Source organism: Pseudomonas sp. R3-52-08, from assembly GCF_003851745.1.
Taxonomy (GTDB): domain Bacteria; phylum Pseudomonadota; class Gammaproteobacteria; order Pseudomonadales; family Pseudomonadaceae; genus Aquipseudomonas.
The window spans coordinates 5477920-5497812 of the sequence record NZ_CP027730.1; the positions used below are offsets into that span (position 1 = coordinate 5477920).

Annotated in this window: 16 protein-coding genes; 11 read left to right on the top strand and 5 right to left on the bottom strand. The window is 61.4% G+C overall.

The window, feature by feature from the left end; all coding sequences use genetic code 11:
• The first annotated feature begins 5 nt into the window (after window positions 1-5).
• Window positions 6-2468, top strand: coding sequence for a penicillin-binding protein 1A (locus C4J91_RS25310; RefSeq protein WP_372237511.1), 2463 nt, complete (start codon window positions 6-8; stop codon window positions 2466-2468).
• 199 nt (window positions 2469-2667) lie between these two features.
• On the opposite strand, the gene C4J91_RS25320 is transcribed toward C4J91_RS25310, so the two are convergent.
• The 3 genes from C4J91_RS25320 to rpmE form a co-directional block, all read right to left on the bottom strand.
• The gene (locus C4J91_RS25320) at window positions 2668-3936 is read right to left on the bottom strand and encodes a malic enzyme-like NAD(P)-binding protein (RefSeq protein WP_124364741.1); all 1269 of its coding nucleotides are present in this window, start codon (window positions 3934-3936) and stop codon (window positions 2668-2670) included.
• Window positions 3937-4117: 181 nt separating this feature from the next.
• The gene (locus C4J91_RS25325; RefSeq protein ID WP_124364742.1) at window positions 4118-4924 is read right to left on the bottom strand and encodes a thermonuclease family protein; all 807 of its coding nucleotides are present in this window, start codon (window positions 4922-4924) and stop codon (window positions 4118-4120) included.
• A gap of 14 nt (window positions 4925-4938) precedes the next feature.
• A complete protein-coding gene (rpmE, locus tag C4J91_RS25330) occupies window positions 4939-5175 on the bottom strand; it encodes a 50S ribosomal protein L31 (RefSeq protein ID WP_003237330.1) in 237 nt (78 codons plus the stop codon).
• 251 nt (window positions 5176-5426) lie between these two features.
• Between rpmE and C4J91_RS25335 the strand changes: the two genes are divergently transcribed.
• From C4J91_RS25335 to C4J91_RS25380, 10 genes are all read left to right on the top strand, one after another.
• Window positions 5427-7646, top strand: coding sequence for a primosomal protein N' (locus tag C4J91_RS25335; protein ID WP_124364743.1), 2220 nt, complete (start codon window positions 5427-5429; stop codon window positions 7644-7646).
• A 236-nt stretch (window positions 7647-7882) separates the two neighbouring features.
• Entirely contained in the window at window positions 7883-9619 is a 1737-nt protein-coding gene (gene argS, locus C4J91_RS25340; protein WP_124364744.1) for an arginine--tRNA ligase, read from the top strand.
• A gap of 1 nt (window position 9620) precedes the next feature.
• The gene (locus C4J91_RS25345; RefSeq protein WP_124364745.1) at window positions 9621-10322 is read left to right on the top strand and encodes an SPOR domain-containing protein; all 702 of its coding nucleotides are present in this window, start codon (window positions 9621-9623) and stop codon (window positions 10320-10322) included.
• A gap of 224 nt (window positions 10323-10546) precedes the next feature.
• Window positions 10547-11077 carry an ATP-dependent protease subunit HslV gene (hslV, locus tag C4J91_RS25350; RefSeq protein WP_003171209.1) on the top strand — a complete coding sequence of 177 codons (531 nt, stop codon included), beginning with the start codon at window positions 10547-10549 and terminating at the stop codon, window positions 11075-11077.
• A gap of 35 nt (window positions 11078-11112) precedes the next feature.
• On the top strand, window positions 11113-12450 hold the full coding sequence (gene hslU, locus C4J91_RS25355) for an ATP-dependent protease ATPase subunit HslU (protein ID WP_124364746.1): 1338 nt from the start codon (window positions 11113-11115) through the stop codon (window positions 12448-12450).
• Between the two features lie 149 nt (window positions 12451-12599).
• Window positions 12600-12977, top strand: coding sequence for a gamma-butyrobetaine hydroxylase-like domain-containing protein (locus C4J91_RS25360; RefSeq protein ID WP_124364747.1), 378 nt, complete (start codon window positions 12600-12602; stop codon window positions 12975-12977).
• A gap of 248 nt (window positions 12978-13225) precedes the next feature.
• On the top strand, window positions 13226-14905 hold the full coding sequence (phaC, locus tag C4J91_RS25365; protein ID WP_124364748.1) for a class II poly(R)-hydroxyalkanoic acid synthase: 1680 nt from the start codon (window positions 13226-13228) through the stop codon (window positions 14903-14905).
• Window positions 14906-15054: 149 nt separating this feature from the next.
• Window positions 15055-15900 (top strand): poly(3-hydroxyalkanoate) depolymerase, encoded by an 846-nt coding sequence (gene phaZ, locus C4J91_RS25370; RefSeq protein ID WP_124364749.1) that lies wholly within the window; start codon window positions 15055-15057, stop codon window positions 15898-15900.
• 89 nt (window positions 15901-15989) lie between these two features.
• The gene (gene phaC, locus C4J91_RS25375; protein WP_124364750.1) at window positions 15990-17672 is read left to right on the top strand and encodes a class II poly(R)-hydroxyalkanoic acid synthase; all 1683 of its coding nucleotides are present in this window, start codon (window positions 15990-15992) and stop codon (window positions 17670-17672) included.
• A gap of 28 nt (window positions 17673-17700) precedes the next feature.
• A complete protein-coding gene (locus C4J91_RS25380; protein WP_124364751.1) occupies window positions 17701-18321 on the top strand; it encodes a TetR/AcrR family transcriptional regulator in 621 nt (206 codons plus the stop codon).
• 193 nt (window positions 18322-18514) lie between these two features.
• Here the strand turns inward: C4J91_RS25380 and C4J91_RS25385 are convergent, their stop codons facing one another.
• Entirely contained in the window at window positions 18515-19393 is an 879-nt protein-coding gene (locus C4J91_RS25385; protein ID WP_124364752.1) for a phasin family protein, read from the bottom strand.
• A gap of 12 nt (window positions 19394-19405) precedes the next feature.
• A complete protein-coding gene (locus tag C4J91_RS25390) occupies window positions 19406-19828 on the bottom strand; it encodes a phasin family protein (RefSeq protein ID WP_124364753.1) in 423 nt (140 codons plus the stop codon).
• Window positions 19829-19893: the final 65 nt, after the last annotated feature.

The following is a 19893-nucleotide window of genomic DNA, read 5'->3' on the forward strand; positions in this document are numbered from 1 at the left end:
CCTTGATTCGTCTGCTGAAGTTTTTCGGGTACTCCATTGTCGCGATCGTCTGCGGGCTGCTGCTCGTACTCAGCGGGGCCTACCTCTACCTTAGTCCGGGTTTGCCGTCCGTAGAGGCTCTCAGAAGTATCCAGTTGCAGATTCCTTTGCGGGTCTACAGCAGCGATGAAAAACTGATCGCGGAGTTCGGCGAAATGCGCCGCACCCCGATCCGTTTCGCCGACATTCCACCCAATTTCATCAGCGCGTTGCTGTCGGCTGAAGACGATAATTTCGCCAACCACTACGGCGTCGACCCCAGTAGCCTGGTACGCGCAGCCACGCAGTTGGTAAAAAGCGGACACATTCAATCGGGCGGCAGCACCATCACCATGCAGGTGGCGAAGAACTTCTTCCTCACCAGCGAGCGCAGTTTTTCGCGCAAGGCCACCGAGATCCTGCTGGCGCTGCAGATTGAACGTCAGCTGACCAAGGATGAAATTCTCGAGCTGTACGTCAACAAGATTTACCTGGGCAACCGCGCCTACGGCATCGAGGCGGCTTCCCAGGTGTACTACGGCAAGTCGATTCGTGATGCCAGCCTGGCGCAGATGGCGATGATTGCCGGCCTGCCCAAGGCGCCGTCGCGCTTCAACCCCTTGGCCAACCCGGCGCGCAGCAAGGAGCGTCGCGACTGGATCCTGGGGCGCATGTACAAACTCGGCAAGATCGACCAAGCCGCCTACGAAAGCGCGGTGGCCGAACCGTTGAACGCCAGCTATCACGTGCCGACGCCGGAAGTGAATGCGCCGTATATCGCCGAAATGGCGCGTGCCGAGATGGTCGGCCGGTATGGCAGCGAGGCCTACACCGAAGGTTTCCGTGTTACTACCACCGTTCCAAGCAACTTGCAGGAAATTGCCAACCATTCGCTGCACGAAGGCCTGATCACCTATGACCAGCGCCATGGCTATCGCGGCCCTGAATCGCGCCTGCCGGGCAAGACCCTGAGCGCCTGGACCACCGAGCTGGGCAAACAGCGCTCCATCAGTGGCCTGGAGCCAGCCATCGTCACCCAGGTGAAGAAAGACGGCGTGCAAGTGCTGACCCGCACCGGCGAAGCGCATGTGGCGTGGGACAGCATGAAATGGGCGCGCCCGTTCCTGAATACCAACAGCATGGGCCCGATGCCCAAGCAGCCGTCCGACGTGGCGCAGGTGGGTGATTTGATCCGCGTGCAGCGCCAGGCGGATGACAGCCTGAAATTCAGCCAGGTCCCGGTCGCCCAAGGCGCCCTGGTGTCCCTCGACCCGCAGAACGGTGCGATCCGCTCCCTGGTCGGCGGCTTCGCCTTCGAGCAGAGCAACTACAACCGCGCCACCCAGGCCAAGCGCCAGCCGGGCTCGAGCTTCAAGCCATTCGTCTACAGTGCCGCGCTGGATAACGGCTATACCGCCGCCAGCCTGGTCAACGATGCACCGATCGTGTTTGTCGATGAGTACCTGGACAAAGTCTGGCGCCCGAAAAACGACACCAACACCTTCCTCGGCCCGATCCGCATTCGCGAAGCGTTGTACAAGTCGCGCAACCTGGTGTCGATCCGCCTGCTGCAGGCAATGGGCGTGGGCAAGACCATCGACTACATGACTCGCTTTGGCTTCGCCAAGTCTGACCTGCCGCCGAACCTGTCCCTGGCCCTGGGTACCGCCACTCTCACGCCGATGGAAATCGCCACCGGCTGGAGCACCTTTGCCAACGGTGGTTACAAAATCTCGCCATACCTGATCGACAAGATCGAAAGCCGCAATGGCGACACCCTGTTCACCGCCAACCCGCCACGGGTGCCCGGCGATGTGGTCAATGGCGTGGCGGCGACCGATGGTCTCGCCGCACCCAGCAACGGCGGCATCACCATCGAGCCGACCCCAGGCACGACGCCTGCCGCAAATACCCCCGCGCCGGCCGAGCCGCAGGCGCCGGCAGTGGCCGAGCGCATCGTGGATGGCCGCACCACCTATATCCTCAACAGCATCCTGCAAGACGTGATCAAGAAGGGTACCGGCCGGCGCGCATTGGCCCTCGGCCGCGCGGACATCGCTGGCAAGACCGGTACCACCAATGAATCCAAGGATGCCTGGTTCTCCGGCTACAACGGCGACTATGTGACCACCGTGTGGACCGGTTACGACCAGCCGGAAAGCCTGGGCCGTCGCGAATTCGGGGGCACCGTCGCGCTGCCGATCTGGATGAGTTACATGGGCGCGGCGCTGAAAGACAAGCCACTGCACACCCAGCCGGAACCGGAAGGCATCCTCAGCCTGCGCATCGACCCGGTAAGCGGCCGCGCAGCCTCGCCGAGCACGCCGAACGCCTACTTCGAACTGTTCAAGAGCGAAGACACACCGCCGTCGGTCAACGAACTGGGCAACGGGGTTGCACCGGGCAGCCCGCTGCCAGCAGATGAAGGTGCGCCGATCGATCTGTTCTGATGACGCTCGTTCCCACGCTCCGCGTGGGAACGCCGCTTTGGACGCTCTGCGTCCAGGGTGCGCGCACGGCTTTGTGGTCAAGCACATGTGACGCGGAGCGTCACGGGGTGCATTCCCACGCGGAGCGTGGGAACGCTCAGCCACAAAAAAGCCCCGACTCGCGAGAGCCGGGGCTTTTTTGTGGGTGCGCTACAACGGCTTAGCCGTTGAACACATCATCCACGCTTTTGAGCGGGTAGTTCTTCGGATACGGCAGGGTTGCCACACCGGTCTCGATTGCAGCCTTGGCCACGGCATCGGAGATCAGGGTGATCAGGCGCTTATCCATTGGTTTGGGAATGATGTACTCACGCCCGAATTCCAGCTTGGCGCCACCGTAGGCGTCGCATACATCCTGCGGCACCGGCAGTTTGGCCAGTTCACGCAGGGCGTTGGCGGCCGCTACTTTCATCTCTTCGTTGATGCGCTTGGCGCGAACGTCCAGGGCACCACGGAAGATGAACGGGAAGCCCAACACGTTATTGACCTGGTTCGGGTAGTCCGAACGGCCGGTGGCCATGATCACGTCGCTGCGGGTGGCGTGCGCCAGTTCCGGGGAGATTTCCGGGTCTGGGTTGGAGCAGGCGAACACGATCGGGTTCGGCGCCATCGACTTCAGGCCTTCGGCGCTCAGCAGGTTCGGGCCGGACAGGCCGACGAACACGTCGGCACCGTCGAGGGCATCCGCCAGGGTGCGCTTGGAGGACGGGTGGGCGAACATTGCCTTGTACTGGTTCAGGTCGGTACGCTCGGACTGGATCACGCCCTTGCTGTCGACCATGTAGATGTTTTCCAGCTTGGCGCCCATGCTGATGATCAGCTTCATGCAGGAAATGGCCGCAGCACCGGCGCCCAGGCAGACGATTTTCGCCTCGCTCAGGGTTTTGCCGGCGATTTCCAGGGCGTTGATCATGCCGGCCGCAGTAACGATCGCGGTGCCGTGCTGGTCATCGTGGAATACCGGGATGTCGCACTGTTCGATCAGGGCCTTTTCGATCTCGAAGCACTCAGGTGCCTTGATGTCTTCCAGGTTGATGCCACCGAAGGTGATGGAGATGCGCTTGACGGTGTCGATGAAGGCCTGCGGGCTTTCGGAGTCGACCTCGATGTCGAAAACGTCGATGCCGGCAAAGCGCTTGAACAGCACGCCCTTACCTTCCATGACCGGCTTGGAAGCCAGTGGGCCGAGGTTACCCAGACCCAGGATCGCGGTGCCATCAGAAATCACTGCAACCAGGTTGCCCTTGCCGGTGTACTTGTACGCCAGCTCGGGGTCGCGGGCGATTTCACGTACGGGCTCGGCAACGCCAGGGCTGTAGGCCAGCGACAGGTCGCGGGCGGTGGCAGTGGCTTTGGTGAGCTCTACACTCAGCTTTCCTGGACGAGGATTGGCATGATATTCGAGAGCGGCAGTTTTCAAATCAGACATATCGGCATTCCGCTTTTACTGTTGGTCGACGGACCGCCGAGGATACGCGTGTCGTAAAGCCCCTACAAGACTGGTCGGTCACAGGTGTCAAGGCCCTGCAACAGCGTACTTTAGTCTAAAGCCACGGGATACAAGGGCTTGACTGTTCACAATCGACTGAAAAAATGTCTACAATTTTTTATCATTGCACCAATTTGAGCATGCCGGGATCGGTGATCGGCAGCAGCCAACGTGCCTGGCCGCTTTTGTGCCCACTACGCCGAGAGCGATCCTGCACCCAGCCACGCGCCTCGATTGTCTTGCCTTGCAGACCACCGAGCATGGCAGTGTCGAATTGATGGGCCAGATCGGGCGCAACGCGTAATACCAGTGAACCCTGCAATTCGATCCAGGTTCCGCCGCGATTGCGTTCGATCTTGCTGACACGGCCGCTGACCAGGGCGAAGCCGGACTGCTTGAGCCGGGCCACACCTTGCACCGGCGATTGCCGCCACAGGCCCAGCCCTGCCTGGCGCGCCGTGTGCTCAGCCGCCTGCTGACAGGCAACGAGGTCGACGTTGGGCGCGACACCCACCTGAAAACCCAGGCCCTCGGCCAGTAATTGGGCTTCCAGGTTCTTGCCGTCGGCGCCGTAAAGGTGCGCCAGGGTTCGCCCATAGCGATCCTTGGCCTCGCGACCCGGCACCAGCCCGACGCCTCCTCCACTGGCGCTCACCAAGGCTTGCAAGCGCTGGCGCGCGGCGATGGCAAAGGGCTCGTCAGCGCGGCCCTTCTTGCCGGTTTCCGGGGCGTTGAGGCCGATCAGCCGCACGCTGCGGCCATCCTTGAGGCGCACGGTGTCGCCGTCCACCACGCGCTGTACTTCTACACGCGCCACGGAGGCCGGCGCTGGGCAAAACACCTGGGCCTGGGCCGCGCCGAACCAAATCCCAGGCACAAAAAAGGCGCCCACAAGGGACGCCTTTTTCAACAGCTGGCAAAAGCCCATAAGGCCTTTGAGCCTTACTCTGCTGGAGTAGCAGCAGCAGGCTTCTTGCCGAAAGCACCAAAGCGATCTGCGAAGCGCTGTACACGGCCGCCGGTGTCCAGAGTTTTCTGCTTACCGGTGTAGAACGGGTGGCACTCGTTGCATACGTCAGTACCCAGTGGCTTGCACAGGTTCGAACGAGTCTCGAACTTGTTGCCGCAGCTGCAGGTGACTTCGATGGTTTCGTACGCTGGATGGATATCGGCTTTCATGGCACTTCCTCGGGCTAGCGTGCCGCCACTCGACACTATTGTCGAATACCGCACGTAATTAGGCCGCGAATTCTAACAGACCTTTTCAATCGCGCAAGCGGCGGTGACGGCCGAGTACGCCCTTTCATCAGAAAATCCCGGTGCCTGCGCAAGTCTCTCCTTCCTGCAGCAGAGACGGGACACCTCCACCGCCGGTCTGCTAGGCTCCCGCCCCTGCGCCACCGCCTGCCTTTATAGATGAGACTTCTCACGTGCCCGACGCCATTTTGCGCCTAGCCCTGCCCTCGCCCCTGCGCCGCCTGTTCGATTACCGGGCCCCGCCCGGTGTGCCGCGTGCGCAGCTGGAGCCAGGCATGCGCGTGCGCGTGCCGTTCGGGCGCCGGGAAATGATCGGCATCCTGGTGGAAGTCACCGACCACAGCGAAGTGCCCGCCGAAAAACTCAAGCCGGCCATCGCCATCCTCGACGCCACACCGCCGCTGCCGCCCGCGCTGTTCAAGTTGTGCCTGTGGACCGCGCAGTATTACCAGCACAGCCTGGGCGACACCTTGAGTTGGGCGCTGCCGGTGCTGCTGCGCCAGGGCGAACTGGCCGAAGCGCGCCAGGAGCGATTCTGGTTGATGACGCCCGGCGCCCGCCTGGATGACCCGCGTATCGCCCGCGCCCCGCGCCAGCGTGAAGCCCTGGCCACCCTGGCCCAGCACCCGCATGGCGTCGCCCATCAGCTCTTGAGCAAGCTGATGCTGAGCAAAGACAGCCTCGACCTGTTGCTCGCCAAAGGCCTGGTGCAGGTGGAAATCCGCAAGCATGCCCCCGACCCGCGCCACGAACACTGGCTGGCGCAACCGGAGCTGCCGTTGAACCCCGAACAGCGCGCCGCCTATGAAGCGATCCGCGCCGGGTTCGACAGCTTCCACGCGTTCCTGCTGGCCGGCGTTACCGGCAGCGGCAAGACCGAGGTCTATTTGCAGTTGATCCGCGAAACCCTGCAAGCCGGTAAACAGGCGCTGGTGCTGATCCCCGAGATCAACCTAGGCCCGCAGACCCTGGCGCGTTTCGAACAGCGTTTCAACGCCCGCATCGCCCTGGTGCACTCGGCGGTCAACGACCGTGAGCGTCTGGAGTCGTGGCTGGCGGCGCGGGACGGCGAAGCCGACATCATCATCGGCACCCGCTCGGCGCTGTTTACCCCGATGAAAAATCCGGGGCTGATCATCATCGACGAAGAACACGACGGCTCCTATAAACAGCAGGAAGGCCTGCGTTACCACGCCCGCGACCTGGCGCTGGTACGCGCACGCCAGGAAGACATCCCGATTGTGCTCGGCTCGGCCACGCCTTCCCTGGAAAGCCTGCATAACGCCTACACCGGCCGGTATGGCCTGCTACGCCTGAATGAGCGCGCAGGTGGCGCCAAACAGCCGCGTTTCCTGCGCCTGGATGTAAAAAGCCGTCCGCTGGACAGCGGTATTTCCGGCCCGATGCAGCAAGCCATCGGCCAGACTCTCGCCGCCGGCCAGCAAGTGTTGGTGTTCCTCAATCGCCGTGGCTTTGCGCCGACGCTGTTGTGCCATGACTGTGGCTGGATGTCCGAATGCGAACGCTGCGATGCCCGCATGACCGTGCACCAGCGCTACGGCGAACTGCGCTGCCATCACTGCGGCCATGTCGAGCCGGTGCCGCGCCACTGCCCGCAATGCGGCAAGGTCGACCTGCGCCCGGTCGGCGCGGGCACCGAACGCGCCGAAGAGCGCCTGGGCATTCTGTTCCCGGATTACCCGGTACTGCGGGTGGACCGCGACAGCACCTCGCGCAAAGACGCGATGAACCAATTGTTCGCCACCATCCAGAAAGGCCAGCCGTGCATTCTGGTTGGCACGCAAATGCTCGCCAAAGGGCATCACTTCCCACGGGTGACCCTGGTGTCGATCCTGGATGCCGACGGTGGTTTATTCTCCGGCGACTTCCGCGCCAGCGAGCGCATGGCGCAGTTGATCGTGCAGGTTGCCGGCCGTGCCGGGCGCGCCGAAGAGCCGGGCCGGGTGATTATCCAGACACACTTGGCCGACCACCCACTGCTGATTCAACTGACCGAGCAAGGTTACTTTGCCTTCGCCGAGCAGGCATTGAGCGAACGCCGCGCCGCCGGGCTGCCGCCGTTTTCGCACCTGGCACTGCTGCGCGCCGAGGCGCATAAACCGGGCCAGGCCGAAGCCTTTCTCGACGAAGCCTGCAGCGCCGCCGAACGTTTGCTCGCCGAACTGGGTCTGAGCGGCATCGAACTGCTCGGCCCGGTGCCCGCACCGATGGAGCGCCGCGCCGGGCGCTATCGCGCGCAGTTACTCTTGCAGGCAACGTCCCGCGCACCGCTGCATCGGCTATTAAGTAGCTGGTTGCTTGCCCTGGAGCAAATGCCCAGCGGCCGGCAAGTGCGATGGTCGCTGGATGTAGACCCGGTAGATTTGTATTAAGCCGTTCCCTGTAGGAACGAGCTTGCTCGCGAAAAACGTTAACGATAACGCGGTATCCTGATTTCACGCGGCGCCCTCGGGTTTTTCGCGAGCAAGCTCGCTCCTACAGGGGGCACAACGCCCTTAAACAGCTCCACAGGTCTGGAACGGTTGGCAAGCCCGCCCTCGCCACGGATAATGCCCAGTTTTTCCACCTGCGCATCGCGCGCCGCCGCTTGCGGTCGAAAGAGAACACCATGAAAGACACCATTCGCCAGCTGATCCAGCAAGCCCTCACCCAACTCGTCAACGAAGGTGTGTTGCCTGAAGGCCTGTCGCCGGCGATCCAAGTGGAGAACACTCGCGACAAGACCCACGGCGACTTCGCCAGCAACATCGCGATGATGCTGTCCAAGCCCGCGGGCATGAAACCCCGCGACCTGGCGGAAAAAATCATCGCGGCGCTGCCGGCCGACGCCAGTGTCACCAAGGCCGAAATCGCCGGCCCAGGCTTTATCAACTTCTTCCAGAACACCCAGGCCCTGGCGTCGCGCCTGGATGCCGCCCTGGCCGATGCCAGCATCGGCGCACGCAAAGCCGGCGACAGCCAGCGCGTGGTCATCGACCTGTCGGCACCGAACCTGGCCAAGGAAATGCACGTTGGCCACCTGCGCTCGACCATCATTGGCGACGGCGTGGCGCGGGTACTGGAATTTCTCGGCGACACCGTGATCCGCCAGAATCACGTGGGCGACTGGGGCACCCAGTTCGGCATGCTGATGGCGTACCTGCAGGAAAACCCGATCACCAGCAACGAACTGGCCGACCTGGAAAACTTCTACCGCGCCGCCAAGAAGCGCTTCGACGAATCCGCCGAGTTCGCCGACCGCGCGCGCAGCCTTGTGGTCAAGCTGCAAGCGGGCGACAAGGAATGCCTGGAACTGTGGGGTCGTTTCCGCGATATCTCGCTGTCCCACTGCCAGGAAATCTACGAACTGCTCAACGTCAAGCTGACCATGGCCGACGTGATGGGCGAAAGCGCCTACAACGATGACCTGATCAACGTGGTCAACGACCTCAAGGCCGCAGGCCTGCTGGTCGAGAGCAACGGCGCGCAGTGCGTGTTCCTTGAAGAATTCAAGACCGCCGAGGGCGAACCGCTGCCGGTGATCATCGTCAAGGCCGATGGTGGCTATCTCTACGCCACCACCGACCTGGCCGCCGTGCGCTACCGCAGCGGCGTGCTCAAGGCCGACCGCGCGCTGTATTTCGTCGACCAGCGCCAGGCCCTGCATTTCCAGCAGGTGTTCGAAGTGGCGCGCCGCGCCGGCTTCGTCACTCACCCGATGCACATGGAACACATGGGCTTCGGCACTATGAACGGCGCCGATGGCCGCCCGTTCAAGACCCGTGACGGCGGCACCGTGAAGCTGATCGACCTGCTGACCGAAGCCCAGGAACGCGCCTACAGCCTGGTGAAGGAAAAGAACCCTGAGCTGGCCGAGGCCGACCTGCGCAACATCGCCCGCGTGGTAGGCATTGGCGCGGTGAAATACGCCGACCTGTCCAAGCATCGCACCAGCGACTACAGCTTCAACTTCGACCTGATGCTCAACTTCGAAGGCAATACCGCACCGTACCTGCTGTACGCCTACACCCGCGTGGCCGGTGTATTCCGCAAACTGGGCAAGGACTTCAGCGAAGTCGAAGGCCAGATCGTGCTGGACGCACCCCAGGAGCAGGAACTGGCCGCCAAGCTCGCGCAGTTCGGCGAAGTGCTCAACAGCGTCGGCGAGAAAGGCACGCCGCATATCCTCTGCACCTACCTGTACGAAGTGGCCGGCCTGTTCTCCAGCTTCTACGAGAACTGCCCGATCCTCAGCGCCGAGGATGAAGCCCAGAAGCACAGTCGCCTGCGCCTCGCCGCACTGGCTGGACGGACCCTCAAGCAAGGCCTGGAGCTGTTGGGCCTGGAAACTCTGGAGCGCATGTAAGTTGGCCGCCAAGAAAAAACCTGCACCCAAGCGCGGCGCCAGCCGCTATCAGGCCCCGGCCAAGCAGCCGATTCCGGGTTGGCTGTGGATGGCCATCGGCCTCACGGTCGGCGCATTCGTGGTATTTCTGATGAAGCTGGAGCCCGGCCAGGGCGATGACGTCAAGCGCGTCAAACAGGAGCAGCAGAAAGCCACGAAGATCGCCGAGGCCAACAAGACCGCACCAAGCCCGACGGCGCCGGTGAAGCCCAAGTACGACTTCTACACACTGCTGCCGGAATCGGAAGTGATCGTGCCGCCCGACGCCGTGCCGGAGAAAACCCTGCCGACGCCGCAAGTGCCGACCACGCCGGTGACGCCTGCGGAAGCGGCGAAAATCGACACGGCGCGCGCCCAGGCGGCATTGGCAGGTATCACCCCGCCGCCGGCACCTCCAGTGGCAGAGACCAAGGCCGCCCCGGTGACCAAGTTCTTCCTGCAGGCGGGCTCGTTCCCGAAACAGGCGGATGCCGATCGCGTGCGGGCGCAGATCATTCTGTTGGGTCAGGCGGTGACGGTGGAATCCGGCACGGTGAAGGAAGCGACTTGGTATCGCGTGCTGGTAGGCCCGTTCAGCAACCGCGAGCAGCTGACCGTGGCGCAGAAACAATTGGCCGGCGCAGGGTTTAGCAACCTGTTGTTACAACAGCGCCAGAGCCGCTGATCATCCCTCATGATCGTTCCCACGCTCCGCGTGGGAATGCAGCCGTGACGCTCCGCGTCACAAGAGAAGACGCAGAGCGTCAATTGCGGCATTACCACGCAGAGCGTGGGAACGATCAGTCCACCACTCATCCCTGCGACCGTCCTACGGTTGAAATCCCCTCCGCCACCCCCATATCAGTTTCCATCAGGGCATTTTCGCCCCGCTGCGTGGAGACTCTCCCCTTGACCACCATCGTTTCAGTACGTCGCCACGGCAAAGTCGTCATGGGCGGCGACGGCCAGGTTTCCCTGGGTAATACCGTGATGAAAGGCAACGCCAAGAAAGTGCGTCGCCTGTACCACGGCCAGGTGCTCGCCGGGTTCGCAGGCGCGACCGCCGACGCCTTCACCCTGTTCGAGCGTTTCGAAGGCCAGCTTGAAAAGCACCAGGGCCACCTGGTGCGCGCCGCCGTCGAACTCGCCAAGGAGTGGCGCACCGACCGCTCCCTCAGCCGTCTTGAAGCCATGCTGGCGGTCGCCAACAAAGACGCGTCCTTGATCATCACCGGCAACGGCGATGTGGTTGAACCTGAACACGGCCTGATCGCCATGGGTTCCGGTGGCGGCTATGCACAGGCCGCGGCCAGCGCGCTGTTGAAGAAAACCGATCTGTCGGCGCGTGAAATCGTCGAGACCGCGCTGGGTATCGCCGGTGATATCTGCGTGTTCACCAACCACAACCAGACCATTGAGGAGCAGGACCTCGCCGAGTAAGCGTAGGCTTATTCCGCTTGAGGCCGCCAAACACTATGTCCATGACTCCCCGCGAAATCGTCCATGAACTCAATCGCCATATCATCGGCCAGGACGATGCCAAGCGCGCCGTTGCCATTGCGCTGCGTAACCGCTGGCGCCGGATGCAACTGCCCGAAGAATTGCGCGTTGAAGTAACGCCAAAGAACATCCTGATGATCGGCCCGACCGGTGTTGGTAAAACCGAGATCGCCCGGCGTCTGGCCAAGTTGGCCAATGCACCGTTCATCAAGGTCGAAGCCACCAAGTTCACCGAAGTGGGCTATGTGGGCCGCGACGTCGAATCGATCATTCGCGACCTGGCCGACGCCGCCTTGAAAATGCTGCGCGAGCAGGAAGTGACCAAGGTCAGCCACCGCGCCGAAGACGCCGCCGAAGAACGCATCCTCGATGCCTTGCTGCCACCGGCACGCATGGGCTTCAACGAAGATGCCGCGCCGTCGTCAGACTCCAACACCCGTCAGCTGTTTCGCAAGCGCCTGCGTGAAGGCCAGTTGGACGACAAGGAAATCGAGATTGAAGTGGCCGAGGTGTCCGGCGTCGATATTTCCGCGCCACCGGGCATGGAAGAAATGACCAGCCAGTTGCAGAACCTGTTCGCCAATATGGGCAAGGGCAAGAAGAAAAGCCGCAAGCTCAAGGTGAAGGAAGCGCTGAAACTGGTGCGCGACGAAGAAGCCGGGCGCCTGGTGAATGAGGAAGAACTCAAGGCGAAGGCCCTGGAAGCGGTCGAGCAACACGGCATTGTGTTTATCGATGAGATCGACAAAGTCGCCAAACGCGGCAACTCCGGTGGTGTCGATGTGTCTCGCGAAGGCGTACAGCGCGACCTGCTGCCGCTGATCGAGGGCTGCACGGTGAACACCAAGCTGGGCATGGTCAAGACCGACCACATCCTGTTTATCGCTTCCGGTGCGTTCCACCTTAGCAAGCCAAGCGACCTGGTGCCGGAGCTGCAAGGTCGCCTGCCGATCCGCGTGGAACTCAAGGCGCTCACTCCGGGCGACTTCGAGCGCATCCTCAGCGAGCCGCATGCGTCGTTGACCGAGCAGTACCGTGAGCTGCTGAAAACCGAGGGCCTGGGGATCGAATTCCAGGCAGACGGTATCAAGCGCCTGGCGGAGATTGCCTGGCAGGTCAACGAGAAGACCGAGAATATCGGTGCGCGGCGTCTGCACACGTTGCTTGAGCGCCTGCTTGAAGAAGTGTCGTTCAGCGCCGGGGACATGGCAGGTTTGCAGAATGGCGTGGCGATCAAGATCGATGCGGATTACGTCAACAGCCACCTGGGTGAATTGGCGCAGAACGAAGACTTGTCGCGGTATATCCTGTAAGCCTCACACAGAACTGCTTTGCTTCAAATGTGGGAGGGGGCTTGCCCCCGATTGCAGTGGGTCAGCTACAGATAAGCTGACTGATCCACCGCTATCGGGAGCAAGCCCCCTCCCACATTTTCAAGCCGGTTTATTCAGGATTATCTCCAATGTCGAAATTTCCTACTGCTGTAAACCTGCACAAAACCTCCAACACCCTCGGCCTCACCTACGGCCCCGACGAGGTTTACCAACTGCCCGCCGAATTCCTGCGCGTGCACTCACCCTCCGCCGAGGTCCAGGGCCACGGCAAACCCATCCTGCAATTCGGCAAGCTCAACGTTAAGTTGATCAAGCTGGAACCGGCCGGCCAGTACGCACTGAAATTGACCTTCGACGACGGCCATGACAGCGGGCTGTTCACCTGGGACTACCTGTATCAACTGGCCGTGCGTCAGGACGCGCTGTGGGCGGATTACCTGGCCGAACTGAAAGCTGCCGGAAAAACCCGCGACCCGAGTCAGTCGGTCGTGCGTCTGATGCTCTAGCCCAGGCTTCTTGCTCTTTAGAGGGCATTTTCTAATTTCATCTGCTTGAATGCCCTGTCTGGTGGCCAACGATTGGCCCGCTTGCGAAAAAAATTAAACTCGGGTAACCAATGGAACTGGCAAGTTCCCTGCATTTGACGATGCGGTATCAACGGTCACCCGAGTCGCAGTACCAGGCTGGTGTCGTGTATCGAAATGGGTGCGCAGCAATCGCCGGTACTCGTCTTTCGGACAATGGAGCGTCGTAGATGAGTAACAAGAATAACGATGACTTGAAACGCCAGGCCTCTGAAAACACCCTGGGGTTGAACCCGATCATCGCGTTACGCAAAAAGGATCTATTGGCCTCGGCGAAGATGGTGCTGACCCAAGCCATCAAGCAACCGTTACACAGCGTCAAACACGTCGCCCATTTTGGGGTGGAGCTCAAGAACGTGATGTTCGGCAAATCGGCGCTGGTGCCGGAAAGCGACGACCGCCGCTTCCACGACCCGGCCTGGAGCCAGAACCCGCTCTACAAGCGCTACCTGCAGACTTACCTGGCGTGGCGCAAGGAACTGCACGACTGGATCGGCGACAGCAATCTGTCGGAACAGGACATCAGCCGTGGCCACTTCGTGATCAACCTGATGACCGAAGCCATGGCCCCCACCAACAGCGCAGCCAACCCGGCGGCGGTCAAACGCTTCTTTGAAACCGGTGGCAAAAGCCTGCTCGACGGCCTGTCCCACCTGGCAAAGGACATGGTGCACAACGGCGGCATGCCGAGCCAGGTCAACATGGGCGCCTTCGAAGTGGGCAAGACCCTGGGCATCACCGACGGCGCCGTGGTGTTTCGCAATGATGTGCTGGAGCTGATCCAGTACAAGCCGATCACCGAGCAGGTGCACGAGCGCCCGCTGCTGGTGGTGCCGCCGCAAATCAACAAATTCTATGTATTCGACCTGAGCCCGGAGAAGAGCCTGGCGCGTTTCTGCCTGCGCAATGGGCAGCAGACCTTTATCGTCAGTTGGCGCAACCCGACCAAGGCCCAGCGCGAATGGGGCCTGTCGACCTATATCGAGGCGCTCAAGGAAGCGGTCGATGTAATCAGGGCGATTACCGGCAGCAAGGACGTGAACATGCTGGGCGCCTGCTCCGGCGGCATCACCTGCACCGCGCTACTGGGCCACTACGCGGCGCTGGGCGAGAAGAAGGTCAACGCCCTGACCCTGCTGGTGAGTGTGCTGGACACCACGCTGGACACCCAGGTGGCGCTGTTCGTCGATGAACAGACGCTGGAAGCGGCGAAGCGCCATTCCTATCAGGCCGGCGTGCTCGAAGGCCGCGACATGGCCAAGGTATTCGCGTGGATGCGGCCCAACGACTTGATCTGGAATTACTGGGTCAACAACTACCTGCTCGGCAACGAGCCGCCGGTGTTCGACATTCTGTTCTGGAACAATGACACCACGCGCCTGCCGGCCGCGTTCCATGGCGACCTGATCGAGCTGTTCAAGAACAACCCGCTGGTGCGCGCCAACGCGCTGGAAGTGTGCGGTACGCCCATCGACCTCAAGCAAGTCACGGCCGATATCTATTCACTGGCCGGCACCAACGACCACATCACACCCTGGCAGTCCTGCTACAAGTCGGCGCAATTGTTTGGCGGCAAGGTGGAGTTCGTGCTGTCGAGCAGCGGGCATATCCAGAGCATCCTCAACCCGCCGGGCAACCCCAAGTCCCGCTACCAGACCAGCGAGGGGCTGGCGGGCACTGCGCTGGAGTGGCAGGAAAACGCGACCAAGCATACGGATTCGTGGTGGCTGCACTGGCAGGTGTGGCAGGCGGAGCGGGCGGGTAAGTTGAAAAAAGCGCCTACGACATTAGGCAGTAAGACCTATGCTGCCGCCGAAGCGGCGCCAGGCACCTATGTACATGAGCGGTAGATTGGAATGAGATCCAAATGTGGGAGGGGGCTTGCTCCCGATAGAGATGGATCAGTGTCAGGTGTGCTGACTGACACACCGCCATCGGGAGCAAGCCCCCTCCCACATTTTGACCCCATTTCTCCTGTAATACTTCACAGGGCTTGAGCATGCCGCAACCGTTCATCTTCCGCACTATCGACCTGGATGGCCAAGCCATCCGCACGGCGGTACGACCGGGCAAGCCGCACTTGACGCCGCTGCTGATCTTCAACGGCATCGGCGCCAACTTGGAGTTGGTGTTTCCGTTCGTGCAGGCCCTGGACCCGGACGTGGAGGTGATCGCCTTCGACGTGCCGGGCGTGGGCGGTTCCTCCACGCCCAACCGGCCCTATCGCTTCCCCGGCTTGGCCAAGCTGACGGCGCGCATGCTCGATTACCTGGACTATGGCCAGGTGAACGCGGTGGGCGTGTCGTGGGGCGGAGCGCTGGCGCAGCAGTTTGCCTATGACTACCCGGAACGGTGCAAAAAACTGATCTTGGCGGCCACGGCGGCGGGTGCGGTGATGGTGCCGGGCAAGCCGAAAGTGTTGTGGCTGATGGCCAGCCCCAGGCGTTATATCCAGCCGTCCCACGTGGTGCGTATTGCGCCGATGATTTATGGCGGCTCGTTTCGCCGCGACGCCAAGCTGGCCGCCGAACATGCCAGCAAAGTGCGCTCGGCCGGTAAGCTGGGCTACTACTGGCAACTGTTCGCGGGGCTGGGCTGGACCAGCATTCACTGGTTGCACAAGATCCGTCAGCCCACCCTGGTATTGGCCGGGGACGACGACCCGCTGATCCCGCTGATCAACATGCGCCTGCTCGCCTGGCGCATCCCCAATGCACAGCTGCACATCATCGATGACGGCCATTTATTCCTGATCACCCGGGCGGAAGCCGTGGCGCCGATCATCATGAAGTTTCTCGAGGAGGAGCGCCTGCGCGCCGTGATACATCCGCGCCCGGCGGTGTGAAGGATCGCACCACCGCGCAACTTGCCAGGAACCGACTATGGTTCTGAATTGGCGTGCCTCTTGATGGCTTGACGAAGGAGTGTTGGCTCATGCGAGAAAGACCCGTGACGAACCCGGCGCCCACCCCTGCTGCGTTCATCAACGCGCAAAACGCGATCACTGGGCTGCGCGGCCAGGATCTGCTGTCGACCCTGCGCACCGTCGCGGCACATGGCATGCGCAACCCGATGCACACCGCACGCCACGCTCTGGCCCTGGGCAGCCAACTGGGCCGCGTGTTGCTGGGTGAAACGGTGCATGAACCCAACCCCAACGACAACCGCTTCAGCGACCCCACCTGGAAGCTCAACCCCCTGTACCGGCGCAGCCTGCAGGCCTACTTGAGCTGGCAAAAGCAGACGCGCAACTGGATCGATGACAGCGCCCTCAGCGCGGATGACCGCATTCGCGCACAGTTCGCCTTCACTCTGCTCAACGATGCCGTCTCCCCGTCCAACACCCTGCTCAACCCGCTGGCGATCAAGGAACTGCTCAATTCCGGCGGCAACAGTGTGGTGCGCGGCGTGAGCCACTTGTTCGAAGACCTGCTGCACAACAACGGCCTGCCGCGCCAGGTCAGCAAGCACGCCTTCGAAGTGGGCAAGACCGTTGCCACCACCCCGGGCTCAGTGGTGTTTCGCAACGAACTGCTGGAACTTATCCAGTACAAGCCCATGAGCGAAAAACAATACGCCAAGCCCTTGCTCGTGGTGCCGCCGCAAATCAACAAGTACTACATCTTCGACCTCAGCCCGGCCAACAGCTTCGTGCAATACGCCCTGAAAAACGGCCTGCAGACCTTCATGGTCAGTTGGCGTAACCCGGATGTGCGCCATCGCGAGTGGGGCCTGTCCACCTATGTTGCCGCGCTGGAGGAAGCGCTCAACGTCTGCCGCGCGATCACCGGCGCGCGCGAGGTCAACCTGATGGGCGCCTGCGCGGGTGGCCTAACCATTGCGGCTCTGCAAGGCCACCTGCAAGCCAAGCGCCAGCTGCGGCGCGTCGCCAGCGCCAGTTATCTGGTGAGTTTGCTGGACAGTCAGATCGACAGCCCGGCCGTGTTGTTCGCCGATGAGCAAACCCTTGAAGCCGCCAAGCGTCGCTCCTACCAGAAAGGCGTGCTGGACGGCCGCGACATGGCCAAGGTGTTCGCCTGGATGCGCCCCAATGACCTGATCTGGAACTACTGGGTCAACAACTACCTGCTGGGCAAGGAACCGCCGGCCTTCGACATCCTGTACTGGAACAACGACAACACGCGCCTGCCCGCCGCGTTGCATGGCGACCTGCTGGATTTCTTCAAGCACAACCCGCTGAGCCATCCCGGGGGCCTGGAGGTGTGCGGAACCCCCGTCGACCTGCGCAAGGTCACGGTAGACAGCTTCAGCGTGGCCGGCATCAACGATCACATCACGCCATGGGACGCCGTGTATCGCTCCACCCAACTGCTGGGCGGTGAGCGGCGTTTCGTGCTGTCCAACAGCGGACATATCCAGAGCATCCTTAACCCGCCCGGCAACCCCAAGGCCAATTACGTCGAGAACCCCAAGCTGAGCAGCGACCCGCGTGCCTGGTACTACGACGCCCATCACGTCGAAGGCAGTTGGTGGCCGCAGTGGTTGGCGTGGGTCCAGCAACGTTCGGGCGTGCAACGCGAAACCCTCACTGCCCTGGGCAACCAGAATTACCCACCGATGGAAGCGGCGCCAGGCACCTACGTGCGCGTGCGCTGAGCTCAACGATCCCACTTAAGAAGGCTGGATGAAGACCCGCGACCGTATCCTTGAATGTGCCCTGCTGCTGTTCAATCGCAAGGGCGAGCCGAACGTGTCGACCATGGAAGTGGCCAATGAAATGGGGATCAGCCCCGGCAATCTCTATTACCACTTCCACGGCAAAGAGCCTTTGGTGCTTGGGTTGTTCGAGCGCTTTCAGGCTGAGCTGGCGCCCTTGCTCGATCCGCCCGCCGACGCGCAACTGGAGCCCGAGGATTACTGGCTGTTCCTGCACCTGATCGTGGAGCGCATGGCCCACTACCGGTTCCTGTTCCAGGACCTGTCGAACCTGGCCGGGCGTTTGCCGAAACTGGCGAAAGGCATTCGTAGCCTGCTCACGGCGCTCAAGCGCACCCTGGCTTCTTTACTGGCACGGTTGAAGGCGGCGGGGCAATTGGTCAGCGATACACAAGCGCTCGGCCAATTGGTGGAACAGATCACCATGACGCTGCTGTTTTCCCTGGACTACCAACGGATTCTCGACCGCAAGGGTGAAGTGCAGGTGGTGATTTACCAGGTGATGATGCTGGTAGCGCCGCACTTGCTCGCGCCGGCACGGCAGGCGGCCGAGAGATTTGCGCTGAAATACCTGGATAACACTGACTGAACAGATCGTTCCCACGCTCTGCGTGGGAATGCCTCTTGGGACGCTCCGCGTCCCGCCCCAACCGCGCGCACAGGTGACGCAGAGCGTCACGGCCGCATTCCCACGCGGGAGCGTGGGAATGATCTTTAAAATGCGGCGCCATAAAAAATGCCCGACCTCTGCAGGCCGGGCATTTTTTGTGTCCTGGAAAAACTCAGGACTGACTGGATGGCGTCGGCGTCGACGTAGCAGTCGGGGCCACAGCAGCAGGGGTCGGTGCGGACACTGAGTTGGCTGTGGAAGCGGTTGCCGCAGCAGGCTTGGCTGCCGCTGGTTTTTTCGCTACCGCTGGCTTCTTCGCAACGGGTTTTGCCGCAGGTTTGGCAGCGGCAGATTTGGCTGCGGGCTTTGCAGTTGCAGGCTTAGCGGCAGGTTTCGAGACGGCCTTGGCTGCAGGTTTAGCGGCAGCTTTGGCGGCTACGGGTTTTGCGGCTGGCTTGGCGACCGGCTTGGCAGCTGCAGTTTTCGCCGCAGGCTTGGCGGCCGATTTTGCAGCCGCTTTGGCTGGAGCTTTCGCCGCAGGTTTGGCGGCAGCTTTAACCAAGGGCTTGGCCGCGGCTTTCGCAGCGGGTTTGGCCGCAGCGGTTTTAGCCGCAGGCTTGGCCACAGGGTTTGCAGCAGCAGCCTTCACGGGAGTCGCTTTCGCGCCAGTGAGTTTTTCGATTTGCTTGGTCAGGGTGTCGACCTTGCTGTGCAGCGTTTTCAGTTCAGCTTTGCTCGGCACGCCCAGTCGCGAAATAGCACTGTTGAGACGCTTGTCGAAGGTTTCTTCCAACTTGCTCCAAGTGTCGGAAATGCTCGACTTGGCAGAACCTGCGCTGGCCTTGGCCGCATCAACTTTTTTACCAACGGTGCTCTTGGTCAACTTCTCGGCCTTCTCACCGTCCTTGACCAGCGTCTCGAAGTATTTGCCACCGTCACTGCTAACCTTCGAGTACACGCCTAAACCAGCAAGCCAGATCTTTCGGGAATATTTTTCAACTTCCCCGACCCACGAGCTGCTTTCTTTCTGAGTAGTTTTTTTAACAGCCATCCCGATGTCTCCTTAGTGTTTACGCGCGACACGTTCGAGCAATGCCGTCAGCTCTTCGAGCTTAGCAGAGAGTGTCTCCACGTCATGTTTAGACGCAATGCCGATTCGATTCAAGGCACTTGCAACACGTGTGTCAAAAGCTTTTTCAACTTTATCCAGTTGCACTTCAACCCGGCGGCTGATGCTGGAGACGTTACTCGTTACTTGGTCAATCTGACTGTTGGCGGCATCAAGTTGTTCAACCACAACTTTTTTGCTTTTACTTTCAATATGTTGACCGCTCTTAACGAGCTCTTTGAAGTATTCGCCACCCTCGCTGCCGACCTTGGCGTAGGCACCAAGACCCGCCAGCCAGATCTTGCGGGCATAGCCTTTGACCTCACTCAGGACAGTGGTCTGACTGTCGATTTTTTTCTTCAAAATAACTTTGGCCATGGTGCACCTCACGCAAAATTGGGTGGAGGAACCGCCCGCAGGAGTTGAGGGCTTGGGCACAAAGT

What these genes read in the sequence shown, in the direction of transcription:
- phaC (WP_124364750.1), top strand. Translation starts at nt 15,990, where the DNA reads ATGCGAGAAAGACCCGTGACGAACCCGGCGCCCACCCCTGCTGCGTTC.
- C4J91_RS25320 (WP_124364741.1), bottom strand. Translation starts at nt 3,936, where the DNA reads ATGTCTGATTTGAAAACTGCCGCTCTCGAATATCATGCCAATCCTCGT.
- rpmE (WP_003237330.1), bottom strand. Translation starts at nt 5,175, where the DNA reads ATGAAAGCCGATATCCATCCAGCGTACGAAACCATCGAAGTCACCTGC.
- hslU (WP_124364746.1), top strand. Translation starts at nt 11,113, where the DNA reads ATGTCCATGACTCCCCGCGAAATCGTCCATGAACTCAATCGCCATATC.
- C4J91_RS25390 (WP_124364753.1), bottom strand. Translation starts at nt 19,828, where the DNA reads ATGGCCAAAGTTATTTTGAAGAAAAAAATCGACAGTCAGACCACTGTC.
- argS (WP_124364744.1), top strand. Translation starts at nt 7,883, where the DNA reads ATGAAAGACACCATTCGCCAGCTGATCCAGCAAGCCCTCACCCAACTC.
- phaC (WP_124364748.1), top strand. Translation starts at nt 13,226, where the DNA reads ATGAGTAACAAGAATAACGATGACTTGAAACGCCAGGCCTCTGAAAAC.
- C4J91_RS25380 (WP_124364751.1), top strand. Translation starts at nt 17,701, where the DNA reads ATGAAGACCCGCGACCGTATCCTTGAATGTGCCCTGCTGCTGTTCAAT.
- phaZ (WP_124364749.1), top strand. Translation starts at nt 15,055, where the DNA reads ATGCCGCAACCGTTCATCTTCCGCACTATCGACCTGGATGGCCAAGCC.
- C4J91_RS25360 (WP_124364747.1), top strand. Translation starts at nt 12,600, where the DNA reads ATGTCGAAATTTCCTACTGCTGTAAACCTGCACAAAACCTCCAACACC.
- C4J91_RS25325 (WP_124364742.1), bottom strand. Translation starts at nt 4,924, where the DNA reads ATGGGCTTTTGCCAGCTGTTGAAAAAGGCGTCCCTTGTGGGCGCCTTT.
- C4J91_RS25385 (WP_124364752.1), bottom strand. Translation starts at nt 19,393, where the DNA reads ATGGCTGTTAAAAAAACTACTCAGAAAGAAAGCAGCTCGTGGGTCGGG.